Origin of the sequence: Achromobacter seleniivolatilans (genome assembly GCF_030864005.1) — a bacterium.
Classification (GTDB): Bacteria; Pseudomonadota; Gammaproteobacteria; order Burkholderiales; family Burkholderiaceae_B; genus Achromobacter; species Achromobacter seleniivolatilans.
This window is the reverse complement of the sequence record NZ_CP132976.1, coordinates 3,365,605-3,381,353: the sequence shown is the minus strand read 5'-3', so window position 1 is coordinate 3,381,353 and position 15,749 is coordinate 3,365,605. Positions and strand designations below refer to the sequence as shown.

14 protein-coding genes are annotated in these 15,749 nt (G+C 62.1%); 9 read left to right on the top strand and 5 right to left on the bottom strand.

Annotated features, from left to right (window positions below; all coding sequences use genetic code 11):
* Window positions 1-85: 85 nt before the first annotated feature.
* On the top strand, window positions 86-1,030 hold the full coding sequence (locus RAS12_RS15210; protein WP_306935366.1) for a CysB family HTH-type transcriptional regulator: 945 nt from the start codon (window positions 86-88) through the stop codon (window positions 1,028-1,030).
* 250 nt (window positions 1,031-1,280) lie between these two features.
* Entirely contained in the window at window positions 1,281-1,604 is a 324-nt protein-coding gene (locus RAS12_RS15205) for a DUF2325 domain-containing protein (RefSeq protein WP_035212827.1), read from the top strand.
* Window positions 1,605-1,776: 172 nt separating this feature from the next.
* Here the strand turns inward: RAS12_RS15205 and RAS12_RS15200 are convergent, their stop codons facing one another.
* Window positions 1,777-2,436, bottom strand: a complete 660-nt coding sequence (locus RAS12_RS15200; RefSeq protein ID WP_306935330.1) for a C40 family peptidase — start codon at window positions 2,434-2,436, stop codon at window positions 1,777-1,779.
* A 287-nt stretch (window positions 2,437-2,723) separates the two neighbouring features.
* On the opposite strand from RAS12_RS15200, the gene RAS12_RS15195 reads away from it, so the two are divergent.
* From RAS12_RS15195 to ltaE, 6 genes are all read left to right on the top strand, one after another.
* Window positions 2,724-4,613, top strand: coding sequence for a propionate--CoA ligase (locus tag RAS12_RS15195; protein ID WP_306935328.1), 1,890 nt, complete (start codon window positions 2,724-2,726; stop codon window positions 4,611-4,613).
* A complete protein-coding gene (locus RAS12_RS15190) occupies window positions 4,610-5,017 on the top strand; it encodes a heme-binding protein (RefSeq protein WP_306935326.1) in 408 nt (135 codons plus the stop codon). Before RAS12_RS15195 ends, RAS12_RS15190 begins: the two co-directional genes overlap by 4 nt.
* Window positions 5,014-6,357: an MFS transporter gene (locus tag RAS12_RS15185; protein WP_371321201.1), complete on the top strand. Its 1,344-nt coding sequence runs from the start codon at window positions 5,014-5,016 to the stop codon at window positions 6,355-6,357. Before RAS12_RS15190 ends, RAS12_RS15185 begins: the two co-directional genes overlap by 4 nt.
* Window positions 6,358-6,741: 384 nt before the next feature.
* Window positions 6,742-8,721, top strand: coding sequence for an acetate--CoA ligase (acs, locus tag RAS12_RS15180; protein WP_306935324.1), 1,980 nt, complete (start codon window positions 6,742-6,744; stop codon window positions 8,719-8,721).
* Window positions 8,722-8,844: 123 nt separating this feature from the next.
* On the top strand, window positions 8,845-9,735 hold the full coding sequence (locus RAS12_RS15175) for a DMT family transporter (protein ID WP_306935322.1): 891 nt from the start codon (window positions 8,845-8,847) through the stop codon (window positions 9,733-9,735).
* A gap of 30 nt (window positions 9,736-9,765) precedes the next feature.
* The gene (gene ltaE / locus RAS12_RS15170) at window positions 9,766-10,776 is read left to right on the top strand and encodes a low-specificity L-threonine aldolase (protein WP_306935320.1); all 1,011 of its coding nucleotides are present in this window, start codon (window positions 9,766-9,768) and stop codon (window positions 10,774-10,776) included.
* A gap of 15 nt (window positions 10,777-10,791) precedes the next feature.
* On the opposite strand, the gene RAS12_RS15165 is transcribed toward ltaE, so the two are convergent.
* The 4 genes from RAS12_RS15165 to RAS12_RS15150 form a co-directional block, all read right to left on the bottom strand.
* Window positions 10,792-11,136, bottom strand: coding sequence for an antibiotic biosynthesis monooxygenase family protein (locus tag RAS12_RS15165; RefSeq protein ID WP_306935318.1), 345 nt, complete (start codon window positions 11,134-11,136; stop codon window positions 10,792-10,794).
* Window positions 11,133-12,236: a cytochrome P450 family protein gene (locus RAS12_RS15160; protein WP_306935316.1), complete on the bottom strand. Its 1,104-nt coding sequence runs from the start codon at window positions 12,234-12,236 to the stop codon at window positions 11,133-11,135. The genes RAS12_RS15165 and RAS12_RS15160 overlap by 4 nt, the downstream gene beginning before the upstream one ends.
* A 70-nt stretch (window positions 12,237-12,306) precedes the next feature.
* Window positions 12,307-13,161, bottom strand: coding sequence for an NAD-dependent epimerase/dehydratase family protein (locus RAS12_RS15155; RefSeq protein WP_306935314.1), 855 nt, complete (start codon window positions 13,159-13,161; stop codon window positions 12,307-12,309).
* A gap of 75 nt (window positions 13,162-13,236) precedes the next feature.
* On the bottom strand, window positions 13,237-14,883 hold the full coding sequence (locus tag RAS12_RS15150; RefSeq protein ID WP_306935312.1) for an electron transfer flavoprotein-ubiquinone oxidoreductase: 1,647 nt from the start codon (window positions 14,881-14,883) through the stop codon (window positions 13,237-13,239).
* 113 nt (window positions 14,884-14,996) lie between these two features.
* On the opposite strand from RAS12_RS15150, the gene RAS12_RS15145 reads away from it, so the two are divergent.
* Entirely contained in the window at window positions 14,997-15,446 is a 450-nt protein-coding gene (locus RAS12_RS15145) for an acyl-CoA thioesterase (RefSeq protein ID WP_306935310.1), read from the top strand.
* Window positions 15,447-15,749: the final 303 nt, after the last annotated feature.

Below are 15,749 nucleotides of genomic sequence, written 5' to 3'. Positions count from 1 at the left end.
GCCTTGCCCCTAAGCTTATACAAATTCGTTATATAACAAGGCGTCCTTATTACTTATAATTGGTCCGTCTATCAGGGGCCAATTCATGAACCTCCAGCAATTTCGTTTTGTGCGTGAAACCATCCGGCGCGACTTCAACCTTACTGAAGCCGCCCGGATGCTCTATACCTCGCAGCCGGGGGTATCCAAGGCCATCATCGAATTCGAAGATGAGCTGGGCATCAAAATTTTTGAACGTCACGGCAAGCGCATCAAGGGACTGACCAAGCCCGGTCTGGCCGTGTCGCAAGTGATCGACCGCATCATGCGTGAAGTCGACAATCTGAAAAAGGTCAGCGACGAGTTTGCTCGCCGCGATGAAGGCGGCCTGGTGATTGCCTGCACGCACACCCAGGCGCGCTATCTGCTGCCCCGTGTGATTCCCGCATTCCGCAAGCAATTCCCCAAGGTCCATCTTTCGCTGGCTGAAGGCAGCCCCGCGCAGTTGGCGGAAATGGTGCTGCACGAACAGGCTGATTTGGCCTTGGCAACGGAATCGCTGGCCCTGACCCCTGGTCTTGCGACCTTGCCCGTTTATGCCTGGGAGCACACGGTGGTGGTGCGGCCTGATCACCCGTTGGCTGAACTGACCTCCAGCGCCGCCAAGCGCTTGTCGCTGGCGCAATTGGCTGAATTCCCCATCGTTACGTACGACCGCGCCTTCACCGGCCGCAGCACGATCGATGAAGTCTTTGCCAATCAGGGCATCCATCCCGACATCGTGCTGGAAGCCATCGATGCCGACGTGATCAAGACCTATGTGGATGTGGGGCTGGGGATCGGGATCATCGCAGGCGTTGCTTACGACCCGCGGCGCGATTCCAATCTGGTCGGGTTGCCCGTTGGGCACCTGTTCGGCACGCATACGACCCGGGTCGGCGTGAAGTCTGGCGTGTTCCTGCGCGACTATGTGTACACGTTCCTGGAAATGCTGGCGCCTTCGCTGACGCGTGCCGTGGTGACGGAAGCGGTGCAGGGTCCTCCGAAGTAAAACCAGCCTGGTTGCTATCTGTATCAGATGAAAAAAAGCGCGACGCCAAAACGGCATCGCGCTTTTTTTTGCTGTTTTTTCAGCGGGAGGCGGCCGGAAAGCCGCGTATTCCCTGGGTGATAGCAAATCTCGCTATCCCTTTTGATAAGTTCATAAAAATAATTAAATAAGAACGGATCTCATTTAAGTTGACTAAAAAATAGGAATCATTATCATTACATCCAGGCTCAACGACCCAGTGAGGTTCATCATGACGGCAGGATTAAGTGCAGTGGTGGTTGGTGCAGATCGTCTCGGTAATATTCCGGATCTGCTGAAAGGTCACAATATTTCGATTACGCACCACATCAGTGGCCGTGATCCCTCGCATCAAAAGAAAACGCTACAACTGCCCTCGGGCACTCAGCTGGTCATTCTGCTGACCGATTTCCTTGGCCATAACGTCATGAAGACCTTCCGTAACGCGGCGCAGCGCGGCGGCATCCGGGTCGTGGCTTGTCGCCGTTCGGTGTGCAGCATGCAGCAGGCCTTGCAGCAATGCGGTCTGTGCCCACGCGCTGGGACGGTGCACTGATTCCTGCGAGTTGCCGCAGGAACACCAACAACTGGGGAGGCCGAAACGGCCTGCGGCCATAGGCTGCGAAGAGCAATGAAAAACGCCGCCGGACTGAACAGTCCGGCGGCGTTTTGCTTAATGGGGTATGGCGTCCGGCATCGCAGTGGTGCGAAGATGCCGGAAGTGAAGATCAGTTTGCGGCGCGGGCGGATGCCATCAGGCTGTTATCCAGGCGGCGGGCGCCGTTGTAGCGCTTGGACCAGTAGGCCATGGTCATGCTTTCGACGCGCACGACGCCACCGGAACTTGGCGAGTGCACGAAGCGGTCGTCGCCAAGGTAGATGCCAACGTGGGAGTAGCGGCGGCCCATCGTATTGAAGAAGACCAGATCGCCGGCCTTCAATTCGTTTTTAGCGACGGACATGCCTTGCTGGGCGATTTCGGCGGCGTTGCGGGGCAGCTTCAGGCCCAGCGAGCGTTCGGCCGAATACGCGACCAAGCCGCTGCAATCGAAACCGGTATCGGGGGAGTTGCCGCCGAAGCGGTAGCGGATGCCCAGGTAGTTCAGGGCTTCGCTGACCATGGCGTTGTCGCCGTTGACGCCCGTATGGGGCTTTTGGCGGTCGCGTTTGAATTTATGCGTGACCAGCATGCCGATGGGGTCATCGGCAGTGGCAACCCATTCCATCTCGTAGGGATCGATCTCGGACGTATGGGCGGTTGACTTCTGGTTCGTACCAGCACAACCTGCCAAGCCCGCCACACATGCGATCAGAACGAGCGCGCGTAGACCGCGGTGCGTCTGGCCAGTGGATGAATTCAATCGCGCGAGTATGGAGTGTCGATGCATTGGCCTGTGGATGACTCGCTGATGACAGCAAAAACCACGGGATTAGTCGCGGATCAGGCCGAGATGTCAGCAAAATCAACAATTATCTACAACTTCGCGGGGATTCTACCAAACTTTCACGACGGGTTAGTGACAAAACAGCCGTGAATGTCCATGCAGCGTGGACATCTGGAAGAACTTTTTGATTTGCGGCAAGCCTCGTGCAAGGTTCGCCAACCAAAATAACCAAAAGATTCAACAAGAAATCAATCAGCCTTAAGGCGCATAAACGATAACAGGAGACAAAAATGCAAAAAACCCGGGATTTCCATTACCGCTCGGTCCATGACCGCGACGCGTTCTGGCGCGAGGAGTCGGGGCGGGTGCATTGGGACACGCCTTTTGAGTCTGTGCTGGATTTCTCCCGCCCGCCATTCGCCAAGTGGTTTGTGGGCGGCACGACCAATCTTTGCTACAACGCGGTAGACCGATGGCTGCCCACGCAGGCCGACAAAGCCGCGCTGATCTGGGTATCGACCGAGGTTGACCGCGAGCACGTCTACACCCGTCAAGACGTCTATGAAGAGGTCAATGCGGCGGCCGCGATGCTCAAAGAACTGGGTGTGGGCCGCGGCGACCGGGTGCTGCTGTACATGCCCATGGTGCCGGAAGCGGTATTCACCATGCTGGCCTGCGCCCGGATCGGCGCGGTGCATTCCGTGGTGTTTGGAGGCTTTGCATCAGTCAATCTGGCCCAGCGCATTGACGACGCGGCGCCCAAAGTGGTGGTCTGCACCGATGGCGGGTCGCGCGCCGGCAAGGTCGTACCTTACAAACCGCTGCTGGATCGCGCGCTGGCCCTTGCCAAAACGCCGCCAGCGTCTGTCGTTGTGTTTGACCGTGGTTTGGCTCCCTTCGAGCCGGTTGCCGGGCGAGACCTGGATTACGCGACATTGCGCGCGCGCCATCACGGCGCCCGGGTGCCCGTAGAGTGGCTGGAATCGTCGGAGCCAAGTTACATCCTCTACACGTCAGGTACGACCGGCAAGCCCAAGGGCGTGCAGCGCGACACGGGCGGCTACGCGGTTGCCTTGGCCTCGTCCATGGAATATCTGTTCAACGGCCGGGCGGGTGACACCTTTTTCTGCACGAGCGACATCGGCTGGGTGGTGGGGCACTCCTATATTGTCTACGGCCCCCTCATCGGCGGGCAGGCCACGGTGCTGTACGAAGGCACGCCCGTGCGCCCCGACGGCGCCATTCTGTGGAAGCTGGTCGAGCAGTACGGCGTGAACACACTGTTCTCGGCGCCCACCGCCGTGCGGGTATTGAAGCGCCAGGACCCGGCGTTGCTTAAACAACATGACCTGGGATCTCTGCGCGCGGTCTATCTGGCGGGTGAACCGCTGGACGAACCGACTGCGCAATGGATTTCCGATGGCCTGGGCAAGCCCATCATCGATAACTATTGGCAGACCGAATCGGGCTGGCCCATTTTGTCGGCTCAACCGGGTGTGGAAAACGTGCCAACCCGCTTCGGCAGTCCGTCCTTTCCAGTCTATGGCTTTGATGCCCGCATCGTCAGCGAATCCACTGGCGAAGATCTGGGTCCCGACGAGAAGGGCGTGGTCGCCATTGTGCCGCCGCTGCCGCCGGGCGCCATGTCCACCATCTGGGGCGACGATGCGCGTTTTGTACAGACCTACTTCACGTCCATCCCAGGGCGGCAGGTGTATTCGACCTTTGATTGGGGGCGCGTGGACGCTGACGGTTATTGGTTCATCCTGGGCCGCACCGACGACGTGATCAACGTGGCCGGCCACCGTCTGGGCACCCGCGAGATCGAAGAATCGGTCAATAGCCACAGTGGAATCGCGGAATGCGCGGTGGTGGGTGTGGCCGATGCTCTGAAGGGGCAGGTGGCCATGGCTTTCGCGGTATTGAAGAATCCAGCGGCGGCCGAGACGCCAGAAGGGGCAAAGCAGCTGGAAGGCGATATCATGCGGCTGGTGGAAGATCAGCTGGGAGCCGTGGCAAGGCCCGCCAGAATCCGGTTTGTGGGCGCATTGCCCAAGACCAGATCCGGCAAGGTGCTGCGCCGTGCGATCGTCGCGGTATGCGAAGGACGCGATCCCGGAGACCTGACGACCATTGAAGACCCAACCGCCCTGGAACAGATCAAGGAGTCGCTGCAATGAATACCAAACCCGTGCTGAGCGCCGAAGACGTCAAGAAGATCCTCGCCGCGGCCGAAGCACACGCCGTGCAGAACAAGTGGGCCGTCACCATTTCGGTGGTTGACGACGGCGGCCACCTGCTTGGCTTGCTGCGTCTGGACGATGCCGCCCCCATCTCGGCGCACATCGCGCCCGCCAAGGCGAAGACCGCCGCGCTGGGCCGCCGTGAATCGCGTATCTACGAAGAAATGATCAACAACGGCCGCGTGTCCTTCCTGTCGGCTCCGCTGATCGAAGGCATGCTGGAAGGCGGCGTGCCGGTCACGGTCAACGGCCATGTGGTGGGCGCGGTTGGCGTGTCGGGCGTGAAGTCGACCGAAGACGTGCTGATCGCGCAAGCAGGCATCGCCGCGCTGGGCCTGTGAGTCACGCGCAACTGCCGGAATCGTCGCCTGACGGTTCCGCGCCGAACGCCGGGGCAGGGCGCGCAAGCCCCTTGAACCCCGGCGTGGCCAAACGCGAGGTCTGGGCCTGGGCTATGTATGACTTCGCGAATTCCGGCTACACCACCGTGATTCTCACGGCGGTGTTCAGCACTTATTTCGTTGGTGTGGTCGCCGGGCGCGCCCCGTGGGCCACGCTGGCCTGGACGGCGGCGTTGTCGCTGTCCTACCTGATCATCATGTTGACGATGCCCACGCTGGGCGCCCGCGCGGATGCCCGGGGCAGCAAGCGGCGTCTGCTCTACACCAGCACAATCGGCTGCGTTGCCGCCACCCTGGTGCTGACGCAGGCGGGTCCCGGCGACGTCTGGCTGGCATTGGCGGCCATCGTGGTGTCGAACTACTGCTACTGCGTGGGGGAGTCCGTGGTGGCCGCGTTTCTGCCTGAACTGGCCCGGCCCGAAGCGCTGGGCCGCGTGTCGGGTTGGGGCTGGAGCTTCGGCTATTTCGGCGGCATGCTCACGCTGGGTTTGTCGCTGGTTGTGGTGACGCTGGCGGAGGCTCGCGGCATGACCGCGGAACACTTCGTGCCGTGGGTCGTGGTGGTGACCTGCGCGGTTTTTGCGCTGGCGGCTTTGCCATCCTTCTTCATGCTGCGTGAGCGCACGCGGCCCCGCGCAGATAAACCGGAAGCGCTGCACATGCTCAAGCGCCTGGCCTACGCCTGGCGCGATACTGGTCAGCACTTTCCGGAATTTCGCCGGCTGCTGATGTGTATTGCCTGCTATCAGGCGGGCATCTCGGTTGTGATCGTATTGGCTGCTGTCTATGCGTCTGAGGTCATGGGCTTCACGACCCCGCAGGTCATGCTGCTGGTGTTCACCGTAAACATCGCAGCCGCAGCAGGCGCGTTCTCTTTCGGTTATGTGCAAGACCGCCTGGGCCACAAACCCGCGCTGGCCATCACGTTGTGTGGCTGGATCGCCATGGTGCTGGTCGCGTACGCGGCGACGACCGCGCCTGTGTTCTGGGTGGCCGCCACGTTGGCAGGTCTGTGCATGGGCACCTCGCAAAGCGCTGGCCGCGCGATGACGGGCGCGCTGGCGCCCGCTGGGCGTCTGGCGGAGTTCTTCTCGCTGTGGACCTTCGCCGTGCAACTGGCTGCGGTGATTGGTCCGCTGACCTACGGCATGGTGACTTGGGTCACCCACGGCGACCACCGCCTGGCCATCCTGGTGACCGGCCTGTTCTTCGTGGGCGGCCTCATCCTTTTGTCGCGCGTTGATATGAAACGCGGGCTGGCTCGCCGTCCGGCGGTCTGATCAGACGCAAGCCGCAGGCTGCCGCGCGTGCAATTGGGCTGCTATCCTTATGAACTGTCCTTCAGTCATCGAGCGTCATGCTTGATGACTGATGTTCATTGCTTTGCACTGCTATGCAGGCGCGTTGTTTGCCAGTTTGTGCCGCAAGAGTTTGCGCCCGTCCGGCGGTTTTGCTTTTGCCCGGCGCTGCCAGCTTGTTGCGTTCATATGGGTGTGCGGGCTCCGGCCCGCATTTTGCGTAAGGTGCCCGTAAGAGCGTGGCGATACGGTGGCGGGTAGATAAGAAAAGTGTTCCCGCGCGGCGCCCACAAAGTGGGGCGGTAGCGTGGCGGCCAAAGCAAAACAGCGGCATAAACAACAAAATCACCGATTGGAGACAAGATCATGTCGAATGCTATTGAGTCTGTACTGGTAGAAACCCGTGTCTTCCCGCCGCCCGAGCGCGTGGCCCAGGGCGCGGCGATTCCCAGTATGGAGGCCTACAACGCGCTGTGCGCCCAAGTCGAAAATGATTTCGACGGTTTCTGGGCTGGCCAGGCCCGCGACAATCTGCAATGGACCAAGCCGTTCACGCAAGTGCTGGACGAATCCGACGCGCCGTTCTACCGCTGGTTCGGCGATGGCGAACTGAACGTGTCCGCCAACTGTCTGGATGTGCACCTGACCAACGGCAATGCCGACAAGACCGCCATCATTTTTGAAGGCGACGACGGTACGGTGAACAAGGTCAGCTACCGCGAACTGCTGGCGCGTGTGTGCCGCTTCGCCAATGGTCTGACGGCATTGGGCTACAAGAAGGGCGATCGGGCCATCATCTACATGCCCATGTCGATCGAAGCCGTGGTGGCCATGCAGGCCTGCGCGCGCTTGGGCGTGACGCACTCGGTGGTGTTCGGCGGCTTTTCGGCCAAGAGCCTGCAAGAGCGCATCGTGGACGTGGGCGCATCGCTGGTCATCACCGCTGATGAGCAAGTGCGCGGCGGCAAGACCATTCCGCTCAAGCCCGCCGTTGAAGATGCCATCGCGATGGGCGGCTGCGAAGCCATCGCCAAGGTCATCGTGTACCGCCGCACCGGCGGCAATGTGAAGTGGAACGAAGGCCGCGACCTGTGGATGCACGATGTCGAGGCCGGTCAGCCCGACACCTGCGAACCCGTGCCGGTCAATGCCGAACACCCGCTTTTCATTCTTTACACCTCGGGTTCCACTGGCAAGCCCAAGGGCGTGCAGCACTCGTCCGCCGGCTATCTGCTGTGGGCGCTGCTGACGGTGAAGTGGACGTTTGACGCCCGCCGCGATGACGTCTACTGGTGCACGGCCGACGTGGGCTGGGTGACCGGCCACACCTACATTACCTATGGCCCGCTAGCGGCGGGTCTGACCCAGGTCGTGTTCGAAGGCGTGCCAACTTACCCGAACGCTGGCCGTTTCTGGGACATGATTGCGCGTCACAAGGTCACGACGTTCTACACCGCGCCGACCGCCATCCGTTCGCTGATCAAGGCGGCCGAAGCGGCGCCCGAGGCGCATCCGAAGAACTACGATCTGGACAGCCTGCGCATCATCGGCACGGTGGGTGAACCGATCAATCCGGAAGCATGGATCTGGTATCACAAGAACATCGGCCGCGAACGCTGCCCGATTGTGGACACGTGGTGGCAAACGGAAACCGGCGGCCACATGATCACGCCGTTGCCGGGCGCGACCCCGACCAAGCCGGGTTCTTGCACCTTGCCGCTGCCGGGCATTGCCGCAGCCATCGTGGATGAAACCGGGGGCGACGTCGAAAAGGGCAATGGCGGTTTCCTGGTCATCAAGCGTCCGTGGCCCGCCATGATCCGCAACATCTGGGGCGACCCGGAACGCTTCAAGAAGAGCTATTTCCCGCCAGAGCTGCGCGGCTACTACCTGGCCGGTGATGGCGCGCAGCGTGATGCGGACGGCTACTTCTGGATCATGGGCCGTATCGACGACGTGTTGAACGTGTCGGGGCACCGCCTGGGCACCATGGAGGTCGAATCGGCGTTGGTGGCGCATGAGTTGGTGGCGGAAGCCGCCGTGGTGGGCCGTCCGGACGATACGACGGGCGAGGCCGTGGTGGCGTTTGTCGTGCTCAAGGGCGCGCGCCCTGAAGGTGACGAGGCGCAAGCCATCGCCAAGCAATTGCGCGACTGGGTGGCCAAGGAAATCGGCCCCATCGCCAAACCCAAGGACATCCGCTTTGGCGACAACTTGCCCAAGACGCGTTCGGGCAAGATCATGCGCCGCCTGCTGCGCGTGGTCGCCAAGGGCGAGGAAGTGACGCAGGACGTTTCCACGCTGGAGAATCCCGCGATTCTGGATCAGCTGTCCAAGCCCCTGTAATCGCAACCGGCCGTATGCGGCCGGCGGATTGCAGCGCGACGGGAGCATAATGTCAGACGCCCGCACCGGTTATTACCGGTCCGGGCGTCTTTTCTTTATTGCAGCCCAAAACTATACGGAGCCATGGACGTGAGCAGCAGTTTCGATCGCACAGGACTTGCCCTGATGATCAGCACCATCTTGGTCTGGGCAGGCAGTTGGATAGCGATGAAGCTGATCGTGCCGTACATCGGTCCGTTCGACTTCGTGGCCTTGCGGTATGTGGTGGGCAGCCTGGTGTTGTTCGCCCTGGTCATTGCCACGCGGCGTCCGCTGGCCATGCCGCCCTGGAAGCTGACCCTGTTGATAGGCTTGACGCAAACCGCCGGCTTTCAAGGCTTTGTGCAGACCGCGCTGGTGTCGGGCGGCGTGGGCAAGGTGTCGCTGATGGCCTACACCATGCCGTTCTGGGTGGTGCTGTTTGCGTGGGGCCTGTTGGGTGAACGGCCGACTGCGCGCCATGGGGTGGGCATTGGCCTGGCCGCGATCGGGCTCATTTGTTTTGTGGAACCGTGGAATGGCCTGGGCGATATCCGTCCCGTGCTGCTGGGCCTGGGCAGCGGCCTGTGCTGGGGCGTGGGCACGGTGTTGTCCAAGCGCATGTTCGACCGTCACGCGCCTGATGTCATGACATTCACGGCTTGGCAGATGCTGTTCGGCGGCCTGGTCATGACGCCCGTGGCTTTCCTGGTGCCGCAGATGACTGCGCAATGGGGCTGGCCCCTGTGGACTGGCATGACCTACATCGTGTTCATTGCGACGGCGGCCGGCTGGTTGCTGTGGCTGCAGGTGGTGCGGCGTGTGCCTGCGTCGATTGCCGGTCTGTCCAGCCTGGGCGTGCCCGTAGTGGCCATGCTGCTGGCGTGGCTGATTCTGTCCGAACAACCCTCTTTGGGGGAGTTGGGCGGCATGGTGCTGATTTTGGCTGGCATCTTTGTCGTGAGCCGCGCGGCGCCGGCCGCGCGCGCCACCTGATTCTTCTCTTTTCCAAATCAAGGATTTCCCATGATCGATCTGCGTAGCGACACCGTCACCCGGCCATCCGCCGCCATGTTGCAGGCTATGGTGAGCGCCCCGCTGGGCGATGACGTGATGGGCGACGACCCCACCGTTCTACGTTTGCAAGAGGCCGTGGCCGAACGCGCGGGCAAGGCCGCGGGCCTGTTCTTTCCGTCCGGCACGCAAAGCAACCTGGCGGCGCTGATGGCGCACTGCGACCGGGGCGATGAGTATCTGGTGGGCCAATTGGCGCACACGTATAAGTACGAAGGCGGCGGCGCGGCCGTGCTGGGCAGCATTCAGCCCCAGCCCATCGAACACGCGGAAGATGGCTCGTTGCCGCTGGATAAGCTGGCTGCGGCGGTCAAACCGTCTGGCGATCCGCATTTTGCCCGTACCCGATTGCTGGCCTTGGAAAACACGTTTCACGGCAAGCTGATCCCGGCCAGCTATATCCAGGCCGCGACATCGTGGGCGCGTGAACAAGGCCTGGGCACGCACCTGGATGGCGCTCGTGTGTTCAACGCAGCTGTGGCCAGCGGCAAACCGTTAGTGGATATGTGCCAGCCTTTTGACTCGGTATCGATCTGCTTTTCGAAGGGTTTGGGCGCGCCCGTGGGCTCGGTGCTGGTAGGTAGCGATGAGCTGATTGCCCGCGCGCGCCGCTGGCGCAAGATGCTGGGCGGCGGGCTGCGCCAGTCCGGCGTGCTGGCGGCAGCTTGCCTGTACGCTCTGGATAACAATGTGGAGCGGCTGGCCGACGACCACGAAAACGCTCGGGCGCTAGCCGTTGGGCTGCGCGGCATTGCGGGCGTGCGCGTGTTGAGCCAGGACACCAACATGCTGTTTGTGGAGTTTGAGCCGTCGCGGTGCGAAGCCCTGACCGCTGCGCTGGGCAAGGACGACATCATGATGCGTGCGGTTTACGGCGGCCCAACGCGGCTGGTGACGCACCTGGATGTGTCCGCGAGCGATGTGCAGCGGGTCATCCAGGCTGTGGCGCGCCATTTGGCCTGAACCTGCAGTGATTGATCAGCCGTGCCGGTTGCGGCTATCGGCGGGCGCTTCGTCGCGTTCCGTCATGCCGTAATCGCGCAGCACTTGCGCCACTCTCAGCCGATAGTTTTGAAACACGCCGCCGCGTCCCGCTTCCTGGGCGCGGCGGTGCGATTCCAGCGAGCGCCAGTGCTTGACGGCCGCCTCATCGCGCCAGAATGACAGGGACAGCAGTTTGCCGGGATTGCTCAGGCTCTGAAAGCGTTCGACGGAAATGAAACCGTCGATCGCCTTGAGTTCGTCGATCAGGCCTGCGGCGATGTGCAGGTAAGGGTCGGGGTTGCCGTTTGCGGGCTCGACTTCAAATATCACGGCGATCATGGCTGGTGGTCCTTGGAAAAATCAAACTGCGGCACGCGTGCATTGAGCAACGGCCGATAGCGAAAATGAGATGCCAGCGCGTGAGCGTCAGTGCCCGCATGCAATAGATGCAGCAGGGCGTCGGCGGCATGGCTGCGCGCTAACGTTTGGCCAGGACATGCGTGTCCGTGAGCGCCGAACGTCCAGGCGTTGTCAGGTTCGATCATGGCCGCTGCGGCCAGCACCAGCAATACGGTCTGACCGGCTTCGATGCGCTGTCCCTGGATCTCTATGGCGTTCCCCATGAAGCGCCGCGTGTTGTGCAGCGGCGGGTCATGACGTACGACGTGGTCGATCACGGTGCGGGCAGCGGCGGGCGTTGTGCTGGCGTCCAGGCTGCGGCGGCCCGCCAGAATCAGCGCATTGCCCAATAAGCCGGCGCCTGCCTCGCAGGATTGGAACAGCAGGCCCGCCAGGTTCGCGGCGAGCAGCGCTGCGGGAATGCCATCGCGTGCGCCATCGTCACGCAACTGGCGCAGTGCGGGCGAGGCCTCTGCGGCGAGCAGGTGGGATTCAAGACGGTCTTGCAGGGTGAGTGCAGCGGTATGTCCGGCTGCGATGAGATCCGCGTTTGCGTTGGCGGGAAGAGCCGTCAGATAAGCCTGAATCTGCACGGCGCAGTCGGCGTGCAATTGGTCCGGCAGTCCCAGAAACGCGGCCTGCGCGTGCACGGGCGCAGCATACAGAAATCGATCGGCCTGCACCGCGCTCAATAGCGTGATGGCGGGCCATTGAGGCGTACAGGCTTGCTGACTTTGCGCTTGCAGATAAGCCATCAGCAACGTCTTTATGCGCGTGTGCAGGCGGCTGTCGTTCATGCGCACAAAACGGCTGAACAGTTCACCTGCGGGGCCGGGGCACAGACCACGCGGCACGGGCTCGGTCAAGGGCCGCACGCGGGCGGCGGGATGACGCATGACGGCAGAAATGGCGGTGGGATGGCTGGCTACCCACAGGCCCAGCGTCTTATCCCAATACAGCGGTTGCTCGCGCGCCAGCGCGGCATAGTACGGATAGGGGTCCGGATGCGTGACCGCAAGCAGGGGGTGGGCAGGGTGCATGACTATGGCCGTGGATGTCTGGCCGCCAGTATCCGCCGCCCGCGCAAGCAACGATTCGATGCCGGGCGAACTATGCCTGCACGGCGCCGGAAGCATCCGCCAGCAAGGCAGCATATCCCGGCCGCGAATCGGGCCATTGCAAGGTCAGGCCGCTGGCGCGCAGGCGCGCATTGCTCAGTTTCTTGCTGCCCACGTTGGCGGGGGCGGGCGCCACGCGCGGCGCGGGAGCGCCAACCATGGCTGCCAGCTCGGCATACAGCACGTGCAAGGGCAAGGGCGTATCGTCGCAGCCGATGTACACCGGGGCTATATCGGGCAGCAGAACCAGGTGCACGATTGCCGACGCAGCGTCGTCGATGTGGATGCGATTGGCCCAATGTTCGGGGTGGGTCGGCGCGCCAGCCGCGCCGCTTTTGATCCGTTCGATCAGTTGCAGCCGGCCGGGACCATACAGCCCCGCCAGACGCAGCGCGGTAGATGACAAACCGCGAGCCGCCAGCGCTGCTTCGGCCTCCAGCAGCACCTGGCCGTTGAAACCTTGCGGGGCGGGCGGCGTGTCTTCAGTGACCCACTCACCGTGGTGTTCGCCGTAGACCGCGCTGGACGACACGAACACGACGCGCTTGAGCTGCGTGGTGTCCAGCGAATCCAGCACGTGCTGCAAACCATCAACGAAAACCCCTCGGTAGACGGCAGCGTCACGCGCGCCGGGCGATGGCACGTGAATCAGCCGAGTAATGCCGGCCGGCAGTGCGGGCAAGGTGTCGGGGCGAGTGATGTCGCCTTGCAGCCAATGAATACCGCTGGCATCGTCTGCGGGAGGATGGCGGCGCAACGCATAGACCTCGTCTCCGCGCGCCAGAAAGCGCCGGGCAGCTCGTTGGCCCAGGTCGCCACAGCCGATGAAGAGCACGCGTTCACTCATGATGGTTCCTTCTATCGAAAAAAAAAGCGCCCCAAGGGGCGCCTTGTGGCAGAGGGGAATGAACCCTTGCCTGGATTACATGCCGCTGTAGACCGGCCCTTCGCCGCCTTGCGGCGCCACCCAGACGATGTTCTGGGTTGGGTCCTTGATGTCGCAGGTCTTGCAGTGCACGCAGTTCTGCGCGTTGATCTGCAAGCGGTCGTCGCCGTGATCGTCCTTGATGAACTCGTACACGCCTGCCGGGCAGTAGCGCGTCTCGGGTCCGCCATACTTGGCCAGGTTGACGCTCACCGGTATGGACGGGTCTTTCAACGTCAGGTGGATGGGCTCGTTTTCGTCATGATTGGTGTTCGAGATGAACACCGAACTGAGCTTGTCGAAAGTCAGCTTGCCATCGGGCTTGGGGTAGTCGATGCGGGCGCATTCCGATGCCGGTTGCAGACAGGCGTGGTCGGGCTTGCTGTGACGCAAGGTCCAGGGCATCTTGCCCTTGAGCAGCAATTGCTCGACGCCAGTCATGACCGTGGCGATGGTGCGGCCCTTCTTGAACCACTGCTTGAAATTGCGCGCCTTGTTCAATTCGGTGTGCAGCCAAGACGCTTCGAACGCTTGCGGGTAGGCCGTGAGTTCGTCCTGGCGGCGGTCGGCGACCAGGGCGTCGAACGCGGCTTCGGCGGCGAGCTTGCCGGACTTGATGGCGGCGTGGCTGCCCTTGATGCGGGATGCGTTCAGGAAACCGGCTTCGCAACCGACCAGTGCGCCGCCCGGGAAGGTCAGCTTGGGCAGGGACAGCAAGCCGCCTGCCGTGATAGCGCGCGCGCCGTAGGCAATACGCTTGCCGCCTTCGAACGTGCCGCGAATGGCGGGGTGTGTTTTGTAGCGTTGGAATTCATCGAACGGCGACAACCAGGGGTTGGCGTAGTCCAGGCCGACGATCATGCCCACTGCCACCAGGTTGTTGTCCAGGTGGTACAGGAACGAACCGCCGTAGGTGTCGGAATCCAGCGGCCAGCCGGCCGTGTGGATGACCAGGCCCGGCTTGGATTGCGCTGGGTCGACTTCCCACATTTCCTTGATGCCGATGCCGTAGGCCTGCGGATCGCGGCCGTCATCGAGCTTGTAGCGTTCGATCAGCTGGCGGCCCAATTGGCCGCGCGCGCCTTCGCCGAATACCGTGTAGCGGGCATGCAGTTCCATGCCGGGCTGATAGTGGTCGGTGTGGGTGCCGTCTCGGGCTACGCCCATGTCGCCCGTGGCTACGCCGCGGACGGCGCCGTTTTCGTCATACAACACTTCAACCGCGGCAAAGCCGGGGAATATGTCCACGCCCAGCGCTTCGGCCTGCTCGCCCATCCACTTGACGACGTCGCCCAGGCGGACGATGTAGTTGCCTTCATTGTGGAAACAGGGGGGCAGCAGCCAGTTCGGCGTGGCGCGAGCGCCGGTCTGGGACAGAAACAGGAACTTGTCCTGCGTGACTGCCACGTTCAGCGGCGCGCCTTTTTCTTTCCAGTCGGGGATAAGCTCGGTCAGCGCCAGCGGGTCCATGACAGCGCCGGACAGGATGTGTGCGCCCAGTTCCGCGCCTTTCTCAAGCACGCAGACGCCAATTTCCTGATTCTTTTCAGCGGCCAGCTGCTTTAGACGGATAGCGGTGGCCAGGCCGGCGGGTCCACCACCAACCACAACCACGTCATATTCCATCGACTCGCGTTCAGACATTTGCAAAGCTCCCCATATGTATTCCATGTATGGCTGGAAGTATTATCGGCGATTGTATTGCAGCCGGAGGCCGTGCATGCCTTCGTATTTCTTTTAGCCTTCAGGAGTAATTGGTGAACCCGGACAATCTGTCTGCGCGGATTTTGGCGGTGGGCGACACCCATCAAGTCGAATTGCCTTTGCGTTGGGGCGATTCAGACGCCTTGAACCACCTGAACAACACGCTGTATTTCCGCCTCATGGAAGAGGCCCGCATGCAGATTCTGTATGACGCGGGCTTTGAATTGCCTGCCGATAACGGCGCCATCCAGGCCCATGCCTCGTGCGATTTCCTGCGTCCATTGACCTATCCGGCCACGGTCCGGGTGACGCACACGGTGACCCGGATCGGCCGTTCCAGCGCGGAATTCGAGCTGTTGCTGGAGAAAGTGGGGGATGACGCCGGCCCCTATGCGCGTGGGCGCAACGTGCTAGTCTGGATGGACTACGTGGCCAATACGTCCGCGCCGTGGCCGCCTGAAGTGCTGGCGCAAATGGCAACGCAGTTCAACGCCGCCGCTTGATGGCGCAGGGGCGGTGGACTGACGGGGCGCCCGGGTGCGGGATCGGCGGGCCGGTATCCTCCATAAAGCCCGCCCGCAGTGCCCGTCATGCCGTTAAAATCAAGCGCAAAATCAGAATAGAAATAAAGGGGCGCGCCACCCTCGGCGCCGTGTCCCAGAGACATCGGGAAGGTTTGCGATGCCATCTGGGCCCGACGCCGGCAGCCGCGCTCCAAGGAAAAACAGGACCAGCCACGAATTCCTGATCCCTCTGCGGGACAGGCTGCGCAAGCGGCGGGGCAGGCTCTCTTCAGTTCGACCTTA

Coding starts and splice junctions, on each gene's coding strand:
- RAS12_RS15210 (WP_306935366.1), top strand. CDS start 86: ATGAACCTCCAGCAATTTCGTTTTGTGCGTGAAACCATCCGGCGCGAC.
- RAS12_RS15205 (WP_035212827.1), top strand. CDS start 1,281: ATGACGGCAGGATTAAGTGCAGTGGTGGTTGGTGCAGATCGTCTCGGT.
- RAS12_RS15200 (WP_306935330.1), bottom strand. CDS start 2,436: ATGCATCGACACTCCATACTCGCGCGATTGAATTCATCCACTGGCCAG.
- RAS12_RS15195 (WP_306935328.1), top strand. CDS start 2,724: ATGCAAAAAACCCGGGATTTCCATTACCGCTCGGTCCATGACCGCGAC.
- RAS12_RS15190 (WP_306935326.1), top strand. CDS start 4,610: ATGAATACCAAACCCGTGCTGAGCGCCGAAGACGTCAAGAAGATCCTC.
- acs (WP_306935324.1), top strand. CDS start 6,742: ATGTCGAATGCTATTGAGTCTGTACTGGTAGAAACCCGTGTCTTCCCG.
- RAS12_RS15175 (WP_306935322.1), top strand. CDS start 8,845: ATGGACGTGAGCAGCAGTTTCGATCGCACAGGACTTGCCCTGATGATC.
- ltaE (WP_306935320.1), top strand. CDS start 9,766: ATGATCGATCTGCGTAGCGACACCGTCACCCGGCCATCCGCCGCCATG.
- RAS12_RS15165 (WP_306935318.1), bottom strand. CDS start 11,136: ATGATCGCCGTGATATTTGAAGTCGAGCCCGCAAACGGCAACCCCGAC.
- RAS12_RS15160 (WP_306935316.1), bottom strand. CDS start 12,236: ATGCACCCTGCCCACCCCCTGCTTGCGGTCACGCATCCGGACCCCTAT.
- RAS12_RS15155 (WP_306935314.1), bottom strand. CDS start 13,161: ATGAGTGAACGCGTGCTCTTCATCGGCTGTGGCGACCTGGGCCAACGA.
- RAS12_RS15150 (WP_306935312.1), bottom strand. CDS start 14,883: ATGTCTGAACGCGAGTCGATGGAATATGACGTGGTTGTGGTTGGTGGT.